This window comes from Rhodococcus sp. MALMAid1271 (genome assembly GCF_049195265.1).
Lineage (GTDB): Bacteria > Actinomycetota > Actinomycetes > Mycobacteriales > Mycobacteriaceae > Rhodococcoides.
The window spans coordinates 33,567-51,868 of the sequence record NZ_JBMIRQ010000114.1 but is presented as its reverse complement, the minus strand read 5'-3'; the positions used below and the strand labels follow the sequence as shown (position 1 = coordinate 51,868).

The 18,302-nt window shown below is 64.0% G+C and carries 15 protein-coding genes; 11 read left to right on the top strand and 4 right to left on the bottom strand.

Annotated features, from left to right (window positions below):
* Window positions 1–94 precede the first annotated feature (94 nt).
* Complete coding sequence (locus ACOQFP_RS22000) at window positions 95–1,003, bottom strand: PAC2 family protein (RefSeq protein WP_421585531.1); 909 nt, start codon at window positions 1,001–1,003, stop codon at window positions 95–97.
* Window positions 1,004–1,179: 176 nt separating this feature from the next.
* Here ACOQFP_RS22000 and metH point away from each other — a divergent pair, with 176 nt between their 5' ends.
* The 4 genes from metH (at window position 1,180) to hisG (ending at window position 6,638) form a co-directional block, all read left to right on the top strand.
* Window positions 1,180–4,749, top strand: a complete 3,570-nt coding sequence (gene metH / locus ACOQFP_RS21995) for a methionine synthase (protein ID WP_421585521.1) — start codon at window positions 1,180–1,182, stop codon at window positions 4,747–4,749.
* Window positions 4,742–5,413 carry an HAD family hydrolase gene (locus ACOQFP_RS21990; protein ID WP_206488585.1) on the top strand — a complete coding sequence of 224 codons (672 nt, stop codon included), beginning with the start codon at window positions 4,742–4,744 and terminating at the stop codon, window positions 5,411–5,413. Before metH ends, ACOQFP_RS21990 begins: the two co-directional genes overlap by 8 nt.
* A gap of 62 nt (window positions 5,414–5,475) precedes the next feature.
* On the top strand, window positions 5,476–5,739 hold the full coding sequence (locus ACOQFP_RS21985; RefSeq protein ID WP_206488586.1) for a phosphoribosyl-ATP diphosphatase: 264 nt from the start codon (window positions 5,476–5,478) through the stop codon (window positions 5,737–5,739).
* A gap of 47 nt (window positions 5,740–5,786) precedes the next feature.
* The gene (gene hisG, locus ACOQFP_RS21980; RefSeq protein ID WP_206488587.1) at window positions 5,787–6,638 is read left to right on the top strand and encodes an ATP phosphoribosyltransferase; all 852 of its coding nucleotides are present in this window, start codon (window positions 5,787–5,789) and stop codon (window positions 6,636–6,638) included.
* A gap of 139 nt (window positions 6,639–6,777) precedes the next feature.
* Here hisG and ACOQFP_RS21975 read toward each other — a convergent pair whose 3' ends face one another.
* A complete protein-coding gene (locus tag ACOQFP_RS21975; RefSeq protein ID WP_421585520.1) occupies window positions 6,778–7,626 on the bottom strand; it encodes a thioesterase family protein in 849 nt (282 codons plus the stop codon).
* A complete protein-coding gene (locus ACOQFP_RS21970; protein WP_421585530.1) occupies window positions 7,584–8,474 on the bottom strand; it encodes a RecB family exonuclease in 891 nt (296 codons plus the stop codon). The genes ACOQFP_RS21975 and ACOQFP_RS21970 overlap by 43 nt, the downstream gene beginning before the upstream one ends.
* A 291-nt stretch (window positions 8,475–8,765) precedes the next feature.
* Here ACOQFP_RS21970 and ACOQFP_RS21965 point away from each other — a divergent pair, with 291 nt between their 5' ends.
* The 6 genes from ACOQFP_RS21965 (at window position 8,766) to prcA (ending at window position 15,362) form a co-directional block, all read left to right on the top strand.
* Window positions 8,766–9,617, top strand: coding sequence for a tRNA (adenine-N1)-methyltransferase (locus ACOQFP_RS21965; RefSeq protein ID WP_421585529.1), 852 nt, complete (start codon window positions 8,766–8,768; stop codon window positions 9,615–9,617).
* A gap of 285 nt (window positions 9,618–9,902) precedes the next feature.
* Window positions 9,903–11,666: a proteasome ATPase gene (gene arc, locus ACOQFP_RS21960; protein WP_421585519.1), complete on the top strand. Its 1,764-nt coding sequence runs from the start codon at window positions 9,903–9,905 to the stop codon at window positions 11,664–11,666.
* 81 nt (window positions 11,667–11,747) lie between these two features.
* Window positions 11,748–13,247, top strand: coding sequence for a depupylase/deamidase Dop (gene dop, locus ACOQFP_RS21955; RefSeq protein WP_206488593.1), 1,500 nt, complete (start codon window positions 11,748–11,750; stop codon window positions 13,245–13,247).
* Between the two features lie 188 nt (window positions 13,248–13,435).
* Window positions 13,436–13,630: a ubiquitin-like protein Pup gene (locus ACOQFP_RS21950; RefSeq protein ID WP_206488594.1), complete on the top strand. Its 195-nt coding sequence runs from the start codon at window positions 13,436–13,438 to the stop codon at window positions 13,628–13,630.
* Window positions 13,627–14,568 carry a proteasome subunit beta gene (gene prcB / locus ACOQFP_RS21945; protein ID WP_206488595.1) on the top strand — a complete coding sequence of 314 codons (942 nt, stop codon included), beginning with the start codon at window positions 13,627–13,629 and terminating at the stop codon, window positions 14,566–14,568. Before ACOQFP_RS21950 ends, prcB begins: the two co-directional genes overlap by 4 nt.
* On the top strand, window positions 14,565–15,362 hold the full coding sequence (gene prcA, locus ACOQFP_RS21940; RefSeq protein ID WP_421585518.1) for a proteasome subunit alpha: 798 nt from the start codon (window positions 14,565–14,567) through the stop codon (window positions 15,360–15,362). Before prcB ends, prcA begins: the two co-directional genes overlap by 4 nt.
* Window positions 15,363–15,392: 30 nt before the next feature.
* Here the strand turns inward: prcA and ACOQFP_RS21935 are convergent, their stop codons facing one another.
* A complete protein-coding gene (locus ACOQFP_RS21935) occupies window positions 15,393–16,862 on the bottom strand; it encodes a bifunctional phosphatase PAP2/diacylglycerol kinase family protein (RefSeq protein ID WP_421585517.1) in 1,470 nt (489 codons plus the stop codon).
* A 76-nt stretch (window positions 16,863–16,938) separates the two neighbouring features.
* On the opposite strand from ACOQFP_RS21935, the gene pafA reads away from it, so the two are divergent.
* Window positions 16,939–18,297, top strand: coding sequence for a Pup--protein ligase (pafA, locus tag ACOQFP_RS21930; protein ID WP_206488597.1), 1,359 nt, complete (start codon window positions 16,939–16,941; stop codon window positions 18,295–18,297).
* Window positions 18,298–18,302 lie beyond the last annotated feature (5 nt).

Genomic DNA, 18,302 nt, shown 5'->3' with positions numbered 1-18,302 from the left:
AGGTTCCGGTGTCGGGGTGACGTCACCGCTGCCGTGACGTTACGTCGGCATCAGGAAGATCTCACCGGGCTCTGCCCGCCCCGGTGCGTTCGCGTCACAGTCCGAAGTTCCCTGGTCCGCGTCGCCTGAGGTACTTCTCGAACTCGGCCGCAATGGCGTCACCGTCGATCTTGGCGATCGCATCGGACATGTCTACCTCGGCATCGCCACGCTCTTCGAGACTGCGGACGTATTCGCTGATCTCCTCGTCTTCTTTCGTCATCTCGGTCACCGCCTCTTCCCATTCCTCGGCCTGGGTGGGCAGCTCGCCGAGCGGTACTTCGATGTCGAGCACGTCCTCGACTCGCTGGAGGAGGGCGACTGTGGCCTTGGGGTTCGGCGGCTGCGAGACGTAGTGGGGAACGGCCGCCCAGAAGGACACCGCGGGCACCCCTGCCTTGACGCACTCGTCCTGGAGAACGCCGGTGATTCCGGTCGGACCCTCGTAGCGTGTCTGCTCGAGGTTGAACTGCTCCGCCGATTCGGTGCTGTAGGCGGTGCCGGTGACCGGGACCGGCCTGGTGTGCGGGGTGTCGGCCAGTAGTGCCCCCAGAATCACGACGGTCTCGACGCCGAGCTGTTCGACGAATTCGAGCAGATCGTCGCAGAAACTGCGCCACCGCATGTTCGGCTCGATGCCGCGCAACAGCACCACGTCGCGTTCGCTTCCGGGTGGTGAACACACCGAGAGCCGGGTGGACGGCCACTCGATCTCGCGGGTGACACCGTCGACCTGGCGGACGGTCGGACGATTGACCTGGTAGTCGTAGTAGTCCTCGGAATCGAGTTCGGCCAGCGGACTGGCGTCCCAGATCAACTCGAGGTGCTCGATAGCACCGCTCGCTGCATCACCTGCGTCGTTCCAGCCCTCGAAGGCAGCGACCAGGATCGGTGAGCGCAATTCCGGAACGACGCCTTCGGCATCGTCGACGTCCGATTCGGGAAAATCTGTGGCGTTGGCCACAGCGTCCTGCACGGCCTCGATCAATGCAGCGTCGAGAGGCGCATCCGGGCCGGCGTCGCCTGAAATGTCGGTATTTTCGGTACCGTCGTCGTCACGGGACTGGCCATCGAGGTTTCGGGGACTCACCACGACAGCCTACGACCCGAGCTCGCTCCGGTGCCCACTACTCTGTAGTGATGCCCGATCAACACAAGCCCAGTCTGCTCGATGCGATTTCACGTCGCGTTGTCATCGGCGACGGAGCGATGGGCACGATGCTCCAGGACGCGAACCTCACCCTCGACGACTTCATCGGTCTCGAAGGGTGCAACGAGATCCTCAACGACACCCGCCCCGACGTGCTGCGCGAGATCCACCGCGAGTACTTCGCGGCCGGAGCGGATGCCGTGGAAACCAACACGTTCGGTTGCAATCTGCCCAACCTGGCCGACTACGACATCGAGGACCGAATCCGCGAACTCGCGGAGAAGGGCACTCGGCTCGCTCGTGAGACCGCGGACGAGATGGGCCCGGGCCGCGACGGGATGGATCGCTACGTCCTCGGCTCGATGGGGCCGGGAACGAAACTGCCCACTCTCGGGCATGCGCCGTTCGCCCGGCTGCGGGATGCGTACACCGAAGCCGCCCTCGGCATGATCGACGGCGGTGCCGATGCGATTCTGGTAGAGACCTGCCAGGACCTGCTTCAGGTCAAAGCCGCGATCATCGGCAGCCAGCACGCGATGGACAAGCTCGGCGTCCGCATCCCGATCATCACCCATGTGACGGTCGAGACGACCGGCGCGATGCTCGTCGGCAGCGAGATCGGTGCGGCACTGACCGCACTCGAACCGCTCGGCATCGACATGATCGGCCTCAACTGCGCCACCGGACCGGCCGAGATGAGCGAGCACCTGCGCCACCTGTCCAAGCATTCGCGTCTTCCGGTATCGGTGATGCCCAATGCCGGTCTACCGACCTTGGGTGCCAACGGGGCCGAGTACCCGTTGACCGCACCAGAACTCGCCGCTGCCCTGAGCGGTTTCGTCGGCGAGTACGGTCTGTCTTTGGTCGGCGGCTGCTGCGGCACCACGCCCGAGCACATTCGCCAGGTTGCCGACATGGTCCACGGGGCAACCAAACTCGAACGGACGCCTGCACCGGAGCCGGGTGTCTCCTCGCTCTACACCGCCGTTCCGTTCGAGCAGGATGCCAGCATCCTCATGATCGGCGAACGCACCAACTCCAACGGATCCAAGGCGTTTCGCGATGCGATGCTTGCCGAGGACTACGAGAAGTGCCTCGACATCGCGAAGGATCAGACGCGCGACGGCGCACACATGCTCGATCTCAACGTCGACTACGTCGGCCGCGACGGGGCCGCAGACATGTCGGCGTTGGCCAGCCGGTTGGCGACGGCGTCGACCCTGCCGATCATGCTCGATTCCACCGAACCGGCCGTTCTCCAAGCCGGTCTCGAGCACCTCGGTGGACGCAGTGCGGTCAACTCGGTCAACTACGAGGACGGCGATGGGCCCGATTCGCGGTTCCAGAAGATCATGCGATTGGTCAAGGAGCACGGTGCCGCTGTGGTCGCGCTGACCATCGACGAGGAGGGACAGGCCCGAACAGCCGAGTGGAAGGTGCGTGTCGCCGATCGCTTGATCACCGACATCACCGAGAACTGGGGCCTGCGCCACGAGGACATCATCGTCGACACCCTCACCTTCCCGATCTCGACCGGTCAGGAGGAGGTTCGTCGCGACGGCATCGAGACCATCGAAGCGATCCGTCAACTCAAGCAGATGTACCCGAAAGTGCACACCACTCTCGGCTTGTCGAACATCTCGTTCGGTCTCAATCCTGCTGCGCGTCAGGTGCTGAACTCGGTCTTCCTCCACGAGTGCACCCAAGCGGGCCTCGATACCGCCATCGTGCATGCCTCGAAGATTCTGCCGATGAACAAGATTCCAGACGAGCAGCGGGAAGCGGCACTCGATCTGGTGTACGACCGTCGTGCCGAGGGCTACGACCCCCTTCAGAAGCTCATGCAGCTGTTCGAGGGTGTTTCTGCGGCATCGGCGCGGGAGTCGCGAGCCGAGGAATTGGCCCGGCTGCCGCTGTTCGAGCGGCTCGAGCGGCGCATCGTCGACGGTGAACGTAACGGCCTCGACGCCGATCTGGACTCCGCCATGGCCGAGAAGCCACCGCTGGAAATCATCAACGAGACGTTGCTCTCGGGCATGAAGACCGTCGGTGAGCTGTTCGGATCCGGCCAGATGCAGCTTCCGTTCGTCCTCGCGTCCGCGGAGGTCATGAAGGCTGCTGTGGCGTATCTCGAGCCGCACATGGAAGCCACCGACGACGACGGCAAGGGCCGCATAGTGCTCGGCACCGTCAAGGGCGATGTGCACGACATCGGTAAGAATCTCGTCGACATCATTCTCAGCAACAACGGATACGAGGTCGTCAATCTCGGTATCAAACAACCGATTTCGACCATTCTCGAAGCCGCGTTGGACAAGCGTGCCGATGTCATCGGCATGTCCGGTCTGCTGGTGAAGTCGACCGTGGTGATGAAGGACAACCTGATCGAACTCAACTCCAAGGGAGTCGCGGAGCAGTTCCCGGTTCTGTTGGGCGGTGCGGCGCTGACGCGGTCGTATGTCGAGAACGATCTGCAGGACGTCTACGAAGGTGACGTGCACTATGCGAGGGACGCGTTCGAGGGTCTGAGACTGATGGACACCATCATGACCACCAAGCGTGGCGGTGGACCGGCGCCCGACAGTCCCGAGGCGCTGGAAGCGAAGGCCAAGGCCGCCGAGCGCAAGGAACGACACGAACGCTCCAAGCGGATCGCCGAGAAGCGCAAGGCCGCCGAAGCGCCTGTCGTCGTTCCCGAGCGATCCGATGTCGCTGCCGACATCGACATTCCGGTACCGCCGTTCTGGGGTACTCGGATCGTCAAGGGGGTGTCGCTGTCCGAGTACTCCGGGTTGCTGGACGAGCGTGCACTGTTCCTGGGGCAGTGGGGCCTGCGCGGTGTCCGTAAGGGCGAGGGCGCAACGTACGAAGAGCTGGTGGAGTCGGAAGGCAAACCACGCCTGCGGTATTGGCTGGATCGATTGAGCACCGACGGCATCCTCGCGCATGCGGCGTTGGTGTACGGGTACTTCCCGGCGGTGTCCGAGGGTGACGAGGTGATCGTGCTCACCGAACCCGAACCCGATGCCCCCGAACGGTTCCGCTTCACCTTCCCCCGGCAGCACCGCGACCGGTTCCTGTGTATCGCAGACTTCGTTCGGTCGCGTTCGGCCGCGCGCGAATCTGGCAAGGTCGATGTCCTGCCGATGAATCTGGTGACGATGGGCCAGCCCATTGCGGACTTCGCCAACGAGCTCTTCGCTGCCGACGCCTACCGCGACTACCTCGAGGTCCACGGAATCGGAGTTCAGCTCACCGAGGCATTGGCCGAGTACTGGCATCGCCGGGTACGCGAGGAACTGAAACTGTCCGATGGAAATTCGGTCGCTTCCGAGGATCCCACCGAGGCCGAGGGCTTCTTCAAGCTCGAATATCGCGGTGCGCGTTACTCGTTCGGCTACGGAGCGTGCCCCGATCTCGAGGATCGGATCAAGCTGGCAGCGCTTCTCGAACCCGAGAGAATCGGGGTCAAGCTGTCCGAGGAGCTTCAGCTGCATCCCGAGCAGTCGACCGATGCATTCGTACTTCATCACCCGGAGGCCAAGTACTTCAATGTCTAGTGCACTTCACCTGCAAGCCGTCCTGTGGGACATGGACGGAACACTGCTCGATTCCGAGAAGATCTGGGACGTGGCGATCGGTGAATACTCCCGGAGCCTGGGAACGGAACTCAGCTCGCAGGTGCGTGAGAGCACTCTCGGAAACTCGATGTACGACGCTCTGCGCAAGGTATTGGCCAACGCATCGGTCGACATCACCGACGACAGCTTGAGCCAGGGGCGCGAATGGTTGACAGCGCGCGTCGGTGACTTGTTCGCCGAGGGCATTCCCTGGCGCCCGGGGGCCAAGGATGCTCTCGCGCTGGTCCGCGAGATGGGACTGTCGACGGGCCTGGTCACCAACACCGAGCGCGAACTCGTCGAGCGTGCGCTGGACACATTGGGCCGTGAGTACTTCGACATCACGGTCACCGGTGACGAGGTGGAGGCAGGCAAGCCGAATCCTGCGCCGTATCTGCGCGGAGCCGCCCTGCTCTCGGTGGACGTCGCCTCGTGCCTCGCAGTCGAGGATTCGCCGACCGGCTCGCTGTCGGCGCACTCTGCCGGATGTCCGGTGCTGGTCGTCCCCTCCGAGGTCGAGGTACCGGCCGCCCCCGGGTACACGATTCGTGACGGTCTCGTCGGACTGACTGCGGACGACGTTCGGCAGGCGTGGGCGGGCTGAATCGGATCCCCAGCCCGACCGAATGCGTGCTCCCGAGTGATGACGTGAAAGAATGTCCAGCCGTGAAGACTTTCGATTCCCTGTTCGCCGAACTCACCGATCGGGCGAAGACTCGCCCGGAGGGTTCGGGCACTGTCGCGGCGTTGGACGCCGGCGTTCATTTTCAGGGCAAGAAGGTTCTCGAAGAAGCCGGCGAGGTCTGGATCGCGGCTGAGCACGAGAGCGACGAGGCACTTTCCGAGGAGATCTCACAGCTGCTGTATTGGGTCCAGGTGATGATGGTGGGCCGGGGCATCGAGCTCGAGGACGTCTACCGACATCTGTGAGTTCTGCCCGTACCTCTCCCATGAACTCACCGAAGAAGGAAACCTCCGTGCTACGTGTAGCCGTACCCAACAAGGGCGCTCTGTCCGAGTCCGCCGCCGAAATTCTCAGCGAGGCCGGCTACCGGCGTCGGAGTGACTCGAAAGATCTCACTGTTCTCGATCCGGCGAACGGTGTCGAGTTCTTCTTCCTCCGTCCCAAGGACATCGCGATCTACGTCGGGTCCGGCCAGTTGGATCTCGGTATCACCGGCCGCGATCTTGCACTCGATTCGGGCGCCGCGGTCGAGGAGCGCCTGGCGCTGGGATTCGGCCGCTCGACATTCCGTTATGCGGCCCCGGCAGGCAAGCAGTGGTCGACCGAGGATCTGGCCGGCCTGCGCATCGCAACGTCCTATCCCAACCTGGTACGCAAGGACCTGGCCGAGCGCGGTCTGGAAGCCACTGTCATTCGTCTCGACGGTGCCGTCGAGATCTCCATTCAGCTCGGCGTCGCCGACGCGATTGCCGACGTCGTCGAGTCGGGCCGCTCCCTTCGCCAGAACAATCTCGTGGCGTTCGGTGAGTCTCTGTGCGACTCGGAGGGCGTTCTGATCGAGCGTGCGGGCACGCCCGGCGCGGACTCTGCCCGCAAGCAACTCATCGCCCGCGTCCAGGGCGTCGTCTTCGCCCAGCAGTATCTGATGCTCGATTACGACTGCCCCAAGTCGATCCTCGACGAGGCCGTCAAGATCACCCCGGGAATCGAGTCACCGACCCTGGCACCGATGGTCGACGACAATTGGGTTGCCGTGCGCGCCATGGTTTCTCGCAAGGTCCACAACAATGTCATGGATCAGCTCGCCGAGCTGGGGGCAAAGGCCATTCTGGCTTCGGACATCAGGTCCTGCCGCGCCTTCTAGCGCGCGTTGTCGAACACTCTTCGGCGGTGTGGGGGTGAGGGCGGCAGACCTGCAGAGCACCCCGCGGGTGGGGCGAGCGGTCAGTAGCGCCAATGTGAGGTGGTCAAGGCTCACCCGCCCACGCAGCCCGGAGCTGGACTCAGCGTCGCCGAACCAGCACGGTCTGCGCGATGCGGCCGACTGGGCCCAGTTCGTCGCTGAGGGTTCCGGCGCACATGGCGATACCGTCGGGTCCGGTGGAGGTTTCCGCCGCGACCCCAACCCATTCTCCCTGTGGCACACGGAACACGTGCACCGTGATATCGGTGTTCAGGAATGTCCACTCGTCGATCGGAAGCTTTGCGCCGATTCCGTTGGCGATATCGGCAATCGAGAACAATCGTTCCAACGGAGACATCGATTCGCCTTGCACCAGAACAGGCTTGGGGCGTGCCCAGATCTCACCCGGGCCCTCGGCTCCGATATGGGTGAGGATCTTGAACTCGACCGCATCGAGGTAGCCAGAGGACCAGGTGCCACCGAAGGCGTAGTCTGCTCCGGCCTCGACCGGCCGCATCACCGAGTCGCCGACGTGTTCGACATCGCCTGTCGGTGTGGTGCGCATCCGCCACGCGCTGCCACGAGCCACCGCCCTGGCAGTGCCCGAGGAACTTTCTGCCCACAACTCCGCCACGACGAGTTCGACGTTGCCTCCCGGCCGTTCCGTCCATGCCCGAACCTCGATGTCCGCGACCGGAACCGGGCCGAGAATGTCGACAGCGACTCGGCTGATGCGGGTGTCCCGTCGAGCATCGACGCGCTCGAGTGCGCGGACGAGCAGAGCAGACGGCGGAGCGCCGTGCTGCATCGTCGGTGCCCACAGGCTGACGGTGTGCTCGGTGGCCGTGACTTTCTCGAAGCCGTCCTTGCTGACACCGGCGGGAACGAAGAAGGCATCCGGGATCGTCACAGCTCGGGCTCCAGCTCTTGCGGTGCTGACTCGGGCCATCCGGGGTAGGGCGGGGGAGTACCACCGAACTCGGGACACAGAGATTGGTGGTCACACCACTTGCACAGTGCACCCCGCTTTGCTCGGAAGTCGCCGGTCTCGCCTGCCGCCAGAATCGCTTTCCAGATGGCGGACAGCATGCGCTCGTACCTGCGTAGTTCACCCTCGTCGGGGGCGTAGGTCAGTTCTTGCTTGTCGGCCAGATACATCAGCTTCAGTTGCGCCGGAACGACTCCGCGCATGCGCATGATCATCAGCGCGTAGAACTTCATCTGGAACAGGGCCTTGGATTCGGTGAATTCGCGCGGCGCCCGACCGGTCTTGTAATCCACGACGCGAATCATCCCGTTGGGAGCGACATCGATCCGATCGATGAACCCGCGCAGCGGCGTCCCGTCCTCCAGATCGACCTCGACCCGCTGTTCACAGGACTCCGGGTCGAAATGGGTCGGGTCCTCCAGTTCGTAGTACCCCTCGACCAATGCACGAGCCCGATCCAGGAAGGCCGCTCGCGAGTCCTCCGGTATCAGTGACGCGATCTGCGGCGACTGGGCCGACACGCGCTCCCACGCCGGATCCACCAACTCGCGCGCGGTGGTCGGTACTCGATCCTGCGCCGGCAATGCGTAGAGCGCCTCCAGGGCTGCGTGCACCACGGTGCCCTTGACCTGAGCTTCGGTGGAGACCTCGGGAATGCGGTCGACCGCACGGAAGCGATAGAGAAGCGGGCACTGTTTGAAATCGCCTGCGCGGGAGGGGGACAAGGCAGGCGAGCTGCGAGAGCTCGACTGCCCCGCAGTGTCGCCGAGATCGAGTAGTGGCAAGTCGATGGGCGTCGACACGGAAATACTCACGACAGCGAGACTATGCCGCCGGTCCGACATCTTGGGGTAGGGCCGTAGTCTGGCACGTCGAGTCGTCCTCGACGCCGGCCCACTCGGGCCAGTTCGTCGAACCGAGCAACGAAAGCAGGTTCCGCTGTGTCCACCGGTGATTCCGAGTCCGCGTCGACCGAGGCCTCAGAGGTCGACGCACTCGTCGATGCCCCGGTTCCGAGTGCGGACGACGTCGTCACCGCCACGGTCGACGAGATCGAACTCGATCAGAGCCGGACGCCGGACCCGAGCTCGGTTGCTCCGGTGCCTGCCGGGCCTGCCCGCAGTGGACCCTTCCGTGTCGGCGATCGGGTGCAGCTCACCGACGGAAAGGGGCGCCACTACACGGTGGTGCTCGAGGCGGGCAAGGAATTCCACACCCATCGCGGCGGCATCACCCACGACAAACTGCTCGGTGCCGACGAGGGCAGTGTGGTCACGTCCGTAAACGGAACTCCGTATCTCGCGCTTCGGCCGTTGCTGACCGATTACGTCCTGTCGATGCCGCGCGGCGCCCAAGTGATCTATCCCAAGGACGCGGCGCAGATAGTGCACGAGGGCGACATATTTCCCGGAGCGCGGGTGCTCGAGGCCGGTGCCGGGTCGGGTGCATTGACCTGCTCGCTGCTCCGCGCAGTGGGGACCACCGGAACGGTCATCTCGTACGAGATTCGACAGGACCATGCCGATTACGCGGTCAAGAACGTCGAGACGTTCTTCGGCGAGCGACCGGCCAACTGGCACCTGACGGTGGCGGACGTCGATCGGTTCGCCGACGATCGGCCGGGGGAGCAGGTGGATCGGGTCGTCCTGGACATGCTGGCTCCGTGGGACGCACTGCCTGCGGTGGCGAAAGCCCTGGTACCCGGCGGAGTATTGCTGGTCTACGTCGCGACGGTGACACAGCTGTCCAAAGTCGTCGAAGCCCTGCGCGCGCAGGAATGTTGGACCGAACCGCGCTCGTGGGAGTCGATGGTGCGGGGTTGGCACGTCGTCGGACTGGCGGTTCGGCCCGAGCATCGCATGCAGGGACACACCGCGTTCCTCGTCAGCGTTCGTCGACTTGCCGAGGGCACCGTCACACCCAAGCCCCAGCGGCGTTCCGGAAAAGGCTGATCGATCTCGAATTGTGACTTCGTGATCGGTGTCATCTCTCGATCACCACGTCTGTGTGCGCCTCGCACCATCGCGCGGCTCATCTCAGCCTCGAACTCGCATCGTCACTGGTGAGGCGGCCGATCGGGCAGTATCGGTGACGCGGTCGAGGGCCGGTGGCCGGATCGGCCACCCGTGCCACGCCGCGCCCGCACCACAGCCTGAACGTTCCCGATCGTGGTGTCGGTCCGCACATTCGGGCCGGTGCCGGTAGCGTTGATAGATCGTCACTGGGAGGAGTCGCTCATGAGCTCAACAGACAATCCGGATGTGGCCGCGGCCCGAGCCGAACTGGACGCCGTGCGAGCCGAGGCCGCTGCACTACGCCGGCAGCTGGGGGAGTCCCCAGAACAAGTACGCGAGCTCGAAGGCCGTGTCGATTCGCTCTCGCTGCGCAACAGCAAGTTGATGGACACTCTCAAAGAGGCACGGCAGCAACTCATCGCACTTCGCGAGGAAGTCGATCGACTCGGCCAACCACCGAGCGGTTACGGCGTTCTGCTCAGTGTGTTCGATGACGGAACCGTCGACGTGTTCACCTCCGGTCGAAAGATGCGGCTCACGTGCTCGCCGAACATCGAGGCCGACTCGCTGGCACCGGGGCAGACCGTGCGCTTGAACGAGGCGCTGACCATCGTCGAAGCCTGCACTTTCGATCAGGTGGGTGAGATCAGCACTTTGCGTGAGCTGCTCGGTGACGGGTCGCGAGCTCTCGTCGTCGGACATGCCGACGAAGAGCGCGTCGTGTGGCTGGCCAAGCCGCTGATCGACATGGTCAACGACGACGGACCGGTCGACCCGGACGAGCCCTCTCGCAAACTTCGTCCCGGCGACTCCCTGCTGGTCGACACCAAAGCCGGCTACGCCTTCGAGCGCGTGCCGAAGGCCGAGGTGGAAGATCTCGTTCTCGAAGAGGTCCCGGACGTCGGCTACGAGGACATCGGTGGTCTCGGTCGCCAGATCGAGCAGATTCGCGACGCCGTCGAGCTTCCGTTCCTGCACAAGGACCTGTTCCGCGAATACTCGCTGCGTCCGCCCAAGGGAGTTCTGCTCTACGGGCCTCCCGGCTGCGGTAAGACCTTGATCGCGAAGGCCGTGGCCAACTCGTTGGCCAAGAAGATCGCAGAGGCTCGTGGTCAGGATGCCAAGGAGGCGAAGTCCTTCTTCCTCAACATCAAGGGTCCCGAACTGCTGAACAAGTTCGTCGGAGAGACCGAACGTCACATCCGCATGATCTTCCAGCGCGCCAGGGAGAAGGCGTCCGAGGGCACCCCGGTGATCGTGTTCTTCGACGAGATGGACTCGATCTTCCGTACTCGCGGGTCGGGTGTCTCCTCCGACGTCGAGACGACTGTCGTTCCGCAGTTGCTGGCCGAGATCGATGGTGTCGAAGGGCTGGAGAACGTCATCGTCATCGGTGCGTCCAATCGTGAAGACATGATCGATCCCGCGATCCTGCGACCCGGACGCTTGGACGTCAAGATCAAGATCGAACGTCCCGACGCCGAGTCGGCGCAGGACATCTTCTCGAAGTACCTCACCGATTCGCTTCCGGTCAACGCAGACGATGTCGCCGAGTTCGGTGGCGACCGCGCAGCATGCATCCACGCGATGATCGACCGCGTGGTCGAGCGGATGTATGCCGAAAGCGACGACAACCGCTTCCTCGAGGTCACCTACGCCAACGGTGACAAAGAAGTTCTGTACTTCAAGGACTTCAATTCCGGTGCCATGATCCAGAATATCGTGGACCGCGCGAAGAAGTACGCCATCAAGTCGGTGCTCGAGACCGGCAACTCAGGTCTGCGAATCCAGCACCTGTTCGACTCCATCGTCGACGAGTTCGCCGAGAACGAAGATCTACCGAACACGACCAATCCGGACGACTGGGCTCGAATCTCCGGCAAGAAGGGCGAGCGGATCGTGTACATCCGCACGCTGGTCACCGGCAAGAACGCGAGCGCGAGCCGGGCCATCGACACCGAGGCCAACACCGGTCAGTACCTGTAGGTCCAGCACAGACCAGTCTCGGGGCGCGTCCGTACAGGGCGCGCCCTGATCTGTCTGTGCCCTCCGTCTAGGCTCGAACGCATGCAGCGCATCATCGGTATCGAGGTCGAGTACGGCATCTCTTCGCCTACCGAACCAACCGCCAACCCGATCCTGACGTCGACCCAGGCCGTGCTGGCCTACGCAGCCGCAGCAGGAGTACCTCGCGCCAAGCGCACGCGCTGGGACTACGAGGTCGAGTCGCCCCTGCGCGACGCCCGTGGCTTCGACCTCGGACGATTCAGCGGCCCGGCACCGGTCATCGATGCCGACGAGATCGGCGCGGCCAACATGATTCTGACCAACGGAGCCCGCCTGTACGTCGATCATGCACACCCCGAATACTCCGCTCCCGAGGTTCGCGATCCCCTGGACGCGGTGATCTGGGACAAGGCAGGCGAACGCGTGATGGAGGCCGCCGCCCGCCACGCGTCGAGCGTGCCCGGTGCTCCGCGTTTGCAGCTGTACAAGAACAATGTCGATGGAAAAGGCGCGTCGTACGGTACGCACGAGAACTACCTGATGTCGCGCGAGACTCCGTTCTCGTCGGTCGTCGCGGGTCTGTCCCCGTTCTTCGTGTCGAGGCAGGTCATCACCGGGTCGGGTCGCGTCGGAATCGGCCAGTCCGGCGACGATGCCGGATTCCAGCTGTCTCAGCGCGCGGACTACATCGAGGTGGAGGTCGGGCTCGAGACCACACTCAAGCGCGGCATCATCAACACCAGAGACGAGCCGCATGCGGATGCGGACAAGTACCGACGATTGCACTGCATCATCGGTGATGCGAACCTCGCCGAGATGTCGACCTACCTCAAGGTCGGTACCACCGCGCTCGTCCTGGACCTCATCGAAGCGGGCGTCGATCTGTCCGATCTGCAATTGGCCAGGCCGGTGACGGCGGTGCACCAGATCAGCCACGATCCCACCCTGCGCAAAGCCGTGGCGCTCGCGGACGGACGCGAGCTGACCGGTCTTGCGCTGCAGCGCATCTACCACCAACGTGCAGCCAAATTCGTCGCGGCCGAGGGGAGCGACGATGCTCGTGCCCTCGACATTCTCGACAAGTGGGCCATGGTGCTCGACCTCCTCGAGCGTGACCCGATGGAATGTGCCCACCTGCTCGACTGGCCGGCCAAACTACGTCTGCTCGAGGGATTCCGCCAACGCGAAGGGCTGGGCTGGTCGGCTCCGCGTCTACATCTGGTGGATCTGCAGTACTCGGATGTTCGGCTGGACAAGGGCCTCTACAACAGACTCGTCGCACGCGGGTCGATGGATCGGTTGGTCACCGAACAGCAGGTACTCGATGCCGTCGGCACTCCACCGCCGGATACCAGGGCGTATTTTCGAGGTGAGTGCCTGCGCAAATTCGGTGCTGACATCGCTGCGGCCAGCTGGGATTCGGTCATCTTCGACCTCGGCGGCGATTCACTGGTCCGCATCCCGACGCTCGAGCCGCTGCGCGGCACCAAGGCGCACGTCGGTGCACTGCTCGAATCTGTCGACAGTGCCGCCGAGCTCGTCGATCAGCTCACCAACTGACCAGTCCGGGCGATCGCCCGAGTATTCGGTGGTGTCTCGACGTCCGGGCGACCCGGTCTGTCGGTAGGGTAAAGGTCCGTGCACTTTCGGCGGAACGTTCGGTTGCACATCCACGATGGTGCATCTCGGATGGATCGATGAGCGTGCAGTAGAACTGTTTTCTCGAAACACGGAGGAGGTCGGCGACTATGGCACAGGAGCAGACACGGCGCTCTGGCGGCGGCGACGACGATGAGGTCCCAGGCGACACCGGATCCGGTGGTCAGGAACGCCGCGAGAAGCTGGCCGAGGAGACCGACGATCTTCTGGACGAGATCGACGACGTCCTCGAGGAGAATGCAGAGGACTTCGTTCGCGCCTACGTTCAGAAGGGCGGCCAGTGACGGTGGATCGTTCGGACCCCAGGTCGGCCGGCGACGCGGTGGCGATCCCACTCGGATCGAGCAGTTCGTCGTTCTCGGACTACCTTCGGCAGCACGCCCCCCATCTGTTACCCGAGAGCGGTCTGGCCGCCGACCTGGCGTCGCACACTGCGAGCGGCAACTCCGACAAGTCCGGTATCGCTCCGCACGGCACGACGATCGTCGCCCTGACCTACGCGGGCGGGGTCCTGATCGCGGGTGATCGCCGGGCCACACAGGGCAATCTGATCGCCAACCGCGACATGCAGAAGGTCTACGTCACCGACGAGTACTCGGCGGCGGGCATCGCCGGAACCGCAGGTATCGCAATCGAGCTGGTACGACTGTTCGCTGTCGAACTGGAGCACTACGAGAAGATCGAGGGTGTTCCCCTCACGTTCAACGGCAAGGCCAACAAGCTGTCGTCGATGGTGCGGAGCAATCTCGGTGCCGCAATGCAGGGTCTCGCCGCTGTCCCTCTGCTCGTCGGATTCGACATCGACATCTCGGACCCGGATCGTGCCGGTCGCATCGTGTCCTACGACGTGGTGGGCGGGCGATACGAGGAGCGGTCGGGTTACCACGCCGTGGGGTCGGGATCACTGTTCGCCAAGTCTGCTCTCAAGAAGCTCTACCGGCCCGCGATGACCGAGGAAGAGGCGATTCGCGCAGCAGTCGAATCGCTCTATGACGCCGCGGACGACGACTCGGCCACCGGCGGACCGGACGTCACCAGAGGCATTTACCCGACGGCGGTCACGATCACCAGCATCGGTGCGCACGACGTCGCGCACGACCGCGTGTCGTCAGCAGCACGGACCGTTCTCGCGGAGCGGGCGGAAAGTTCCGCAGACGCGGGAGGTGCCGAGCATCGGACCCGCTCCGGCCAGGACGTGAACGAAGGGGATAGCGCACCATGACGATGCCGTACTACGCATCTGCCGAACAGATCATGCGGGATCGTTCGGAGTTGGCGCGCAAGGGAATCGGTCGCGGCCGAAGCGTCATCGTATTGACGTACGCAGATGGTGTGCTGTTCGTGGCCGAGAACCGCTCCACGGCGTTGCACAAGGTCAGCGAACTCTACGACCGGATCGGTTTCGCGGCCGTGGGCAAGTACAACGAGTTCGAGAATCTGCGGAAGGCGGGCATTCAGCACGCAGACATCAAGGGGTACACCTACGACCGGCGTGACGTGACCGGTCGTTCGCTCGCGAAGACGTATGCGCAGGCTCTCGGCACTATCTTCACCGAGCAGCTCAAGCCGTACGAGGTCGAAATCTGTGTCGCGGAGGTCTCGCATCAGGACGAGCCGATCGCGACTCAGCTCTACCGCATCACCTACGACGGGTCGATCGTCGACGAGCAGGATTTCGTCGTCATGGGTGGAACGACCGAGCCGATCGTGGCCGCGTTGAAAGACACCTACCGGCCCGGGCTGGATCTGGCCGACGCTGTACGCGTGGCGGTCGATGCCCTCTCTGCAGGTCCGGCAACACCACCTGCCGCGGGCGGCGAGCCGGAGAAGAAGGTTCTCGAAGTATCGGCGCTCGAAGTGGCCGTGTTGGATCAGGGTCGGCCCCGCCGTGCGTTCCGACGTATTGCCGGATCGGCCTTGGAGGAGATGTTGCCTGCTCCGGCGGTGGAGCCAGGGCCCGGTCTTTCGGACGGCAACTCCGCAGACGGCGCGTCCGAGCCCCGAACGGCTCAGTAGGTTCCCCGACTTGTGAGATGGCCTCGCGCTCTACCGCTTCCGGTACAGCGCGAGGCCGTTTTTGTCGCTGGTGAACTCGAATCGATTTCCCTCGCCTACTACTTCGCCGTCTGCCGCCAGTGCAACCGGAGCGCCCTCGACGGCCACCGTCAGCTCCTGCGCCACTCGCCGGACATACGCCGGCGATGAGCCGAGCGTGCCGGTGACGGTTGCCCACAGCAGTCTGGTTCTCGACGCCTTCGGTTCCGAGGGGAGGAACCTGACGTCGAGGGTGCCGGTGTGAATACTGCTGCGCGACATCGGAACCTGATCGGCCGGCGCATACTTTCCATTGCCGACGAACAGCATCCAGACCGAGTGCCCGGCACCATCGAGCCTGATGTTCAGTGGTTCCGCGGCCGCCAACACCCTCGCCATCGCGATGGCTGCGGCGGGCCACTTTCCGATGCGGTGCTCGAGTTTCTGGCGCAACCTCACCGAATCGGGATATCCACCGAACGTTGCGGTGTTGACGAAAGACACCCTGGCGCCATCGACGGACACTGCGGCGATGTCGACCAGTTCGGCAGTGCCCTGTTCGACGGCTGCAGCAGTGTCTGCGACGGCGGTCAGTCCGGTGTCGCGGGCGAAGTGATTGAGGGTGCCACCGGGGAACGCGGCGAGCGGTAGGCCGTTGCGCACCGCCGACGCAGCGACGCCAACCACCGTTCCGTCGCCGCCGCACACGCCGAGGGCTCGCGGGGACGTGGTGAGGATTCTCCGATCGAGTTGCTCCTCGAAATCCTGTTCCGGGTCCGGGACGAACAGTTCGGCGTCCGGTAGCGCTTCCCGAATCGCCTCCGGCACCGCGTCGGAGTCGTCGCCCGATCCCGGGTTGACGAGCACGAGCAGACCTCGCCCTCGCTCGAGAGGCTCCACCTCGAGCGGCGATCCGAGATCTGCGGGCACCTCCGAGCGCACAGCCCACCATCGCCGAGACGACACGGCGATGGCCGAACCGAGAGCTGCGCCGGCGATGACGTCGGTGGGCCAGTGCACTCCGACATGGACGCGTGAGTAGCAGACCGCGGCCGCGACCGGGGCCAGCAGGGTCGCGGCAATCGGTGACTCGATTGCCACCGCGGTGACGAACGCCGCCGCCGATGCCGAATGTCCGGATGGAAAAGACGAGGACACCGGCGGTGCCAGCAGGCGGCGAAGTACCGGAACCAGCTCGGTGTCGGGGCGAGATCGTGGGAACAGTGGCTTGAGCAGACCGTTTGCTGTCGCGCTCGCCCCGGCCAGCGCAACCAGTCCTCGCACGCCGCCGCGGCGGGCAGAACCGCCCGCGGCGACCAACAGAGCTGCAGCACCGAGCCACAATCGACCGTGATCGGCCGCAGTGCTCAGCGCACGCAGCCCGGCGTCCGCCCGGCTGGACCGCAGCTCCGCACTCCTGGTCACCAGGGACAGGTCCCACGCTCGAACGGCAGCCGAAACGGTGGTGTGCGCGGGCGTCATGACAACCACCCTAGGCACGGACGACATCCGCGCGCTCCGACACATCGATTCCGAGGTTGCGTTGTAGTGTCGAAGTGTGCAGCGACGAATTATGGGCATCGAGACAGAGTTCGGTGTCACGTGTACTTTCCACGGACACCGACGGCTCAGTCCGGACGAAGTGGCGCGGTATCTGTTCCGCCGGGTGGTTTCGTGGGGACGCAGCTCGAATGTGTTCCTTCGCAACGGGGCTCGCTTGTACCTCGATGTGGGTTCGCATCCCGAGTACGCGACCGCCGAGTGTGACAGTCTGCTGCAGTTGGTCACCCATGACAGGGCAGGCGAACGAGTCCTGGAAGACCTGTTGATCGACGCCGAGCAACGGCTCGCCGAAGAGGGTATCGGCGGCGATATCTACCTGTTCAAGAACAACACGGACTCGGCAGGCAACTCCTACGGCTGCCACGAGAATTTCCTGGTACAGCGAGCCGGGGAGTTCTCCAGAATCTCGGACGTTCTGCTGCCGTTCCTGGTCACACGGCAGCTGATCTGCGGGGCGGGGAAGGTGCTTCAGACCCCGAAGGCAGCGACATTCTGCCTGTCTCAGCGCGCCGAGCACATCTGGGAGGGCGTCTCCTCGGCCACCACGCGGTCGCGACCCATCATCAACACTCGCGACGAACCGCATGCCGATGCCGAGAAGTACCGCAGATTGCACGTCATCGTGGGCGATTCGAACATGGCCGAGACGTCGACGATGCTCAAGGTCGGCACGGCCGCGCTCGTTCTGGAGATGATCGAGGCCGGCGTCTCGTTCCGAGATTTCGCGCTGGACAATCCGATTCGGGCTATCCGTGAGGTCAGTCACGATCTGACCGGTCGACGCCCGGTGCGACTGGCCGGGGGCCGTCAGGCCAGCGCCCTCGATATCCAACGCGAGTACCACGCCCGGGCCGTCGAGCACCTCAGAACGCGCGAGCCGAACACCCAGGTGGAACAGGTGGTCGACCTCTGGGGTCGTACGCTCGATGCGATCGAGGCGCAGGATTTCGCGAAGGTGGACACCGAGATCGATTGGGTCATCAAACGCAAGCTGTTCCAGCGATACCAGGATCGGTACTCGATGGAGCTCTCCGATCCCAAGATTGCCCAGCTGGACCTGGCGTATCACGACATCAAGCGTGGTCGCGGCGTGTTCGATCTGCTGCAACGCAAGGGATTGGCCAAGCGCGTCACCGAGGACGACCAGATCGACGAAGCAGTCGATCTACCGCCGCAGACCACCCGAGCGAAACTTCGAGGCGAGTTCATCACGGCTGCGCAAGAAGCCGGTCGCGACTTCACCGTGGACTGGGTGCACCTCAAGCTCAACGACCAAGCGCAGCGCACCGTGCTGTGCAAGGATCCCTTCCGCTCGGTCGACGAGCGAGTGGAAAGACTGATCGCGTCGATGTAGCTCGT

Excerpts from the sequence above, each read along its gene's own strand:
- metH (WP_421585521.1), top strand. The coding sequence starts at position 1,180 with ATGCCCGATCAACACAAGCCCAGTCTGCTCGATGCGATTTCACGTCGC.
- ACOQFP_RS21990 (WP_206488585.1), top strand. The coding sequence starts at position 4,742 with ATGTCTAGTGCACTTCACCTGCAAGCCGTCCTGTGGGACATGGACGGA.
- ACOQFP_RS21975 (WP_421585520.1), bottom strand. The coding sequence starts at position 7,626 with ATGGCCCGAGTCAGCACCGCAAGAGCTGGAGCCCGAGCTGTGACGATC.
- arc (WP_421585519.1), top strand. The coding sequence starts at position 9,903 with ATGAGCTCAACAGACAATCCGGATGTGGCCGCGGCCCGAGCCGAACTG.
- dop (WP_206488593.1), top strand. The coding sequence starts at position 11,748 with ATGCAGCGCATCATCGGTATCGAGGTCGAGTACGGCATCTCTTCGCCT.
- ACOQFP_RS21950 (WP_206488594.1), top strand. The coding sequence starts at position 13,436 with ATGGCACAGGAGCAGACACGGCGCTCTGGCGGCGGCGACGACGATGAG.
- prcA (WP_421585518.1), top strand. The coding sequence starts at position 14,565 with ATGACGATGCCGTACTACGCATCTGCCGAACAGATCATGCGGGATCGT.
- ACOQFP_RS21935 (WP_421585517.1), bottom strand. The coding sequence starts at position 16,862 with ATGACGCCCGCGCACACCACCGTTTCGGCTGCCGTTCGAGCGTGGGAC.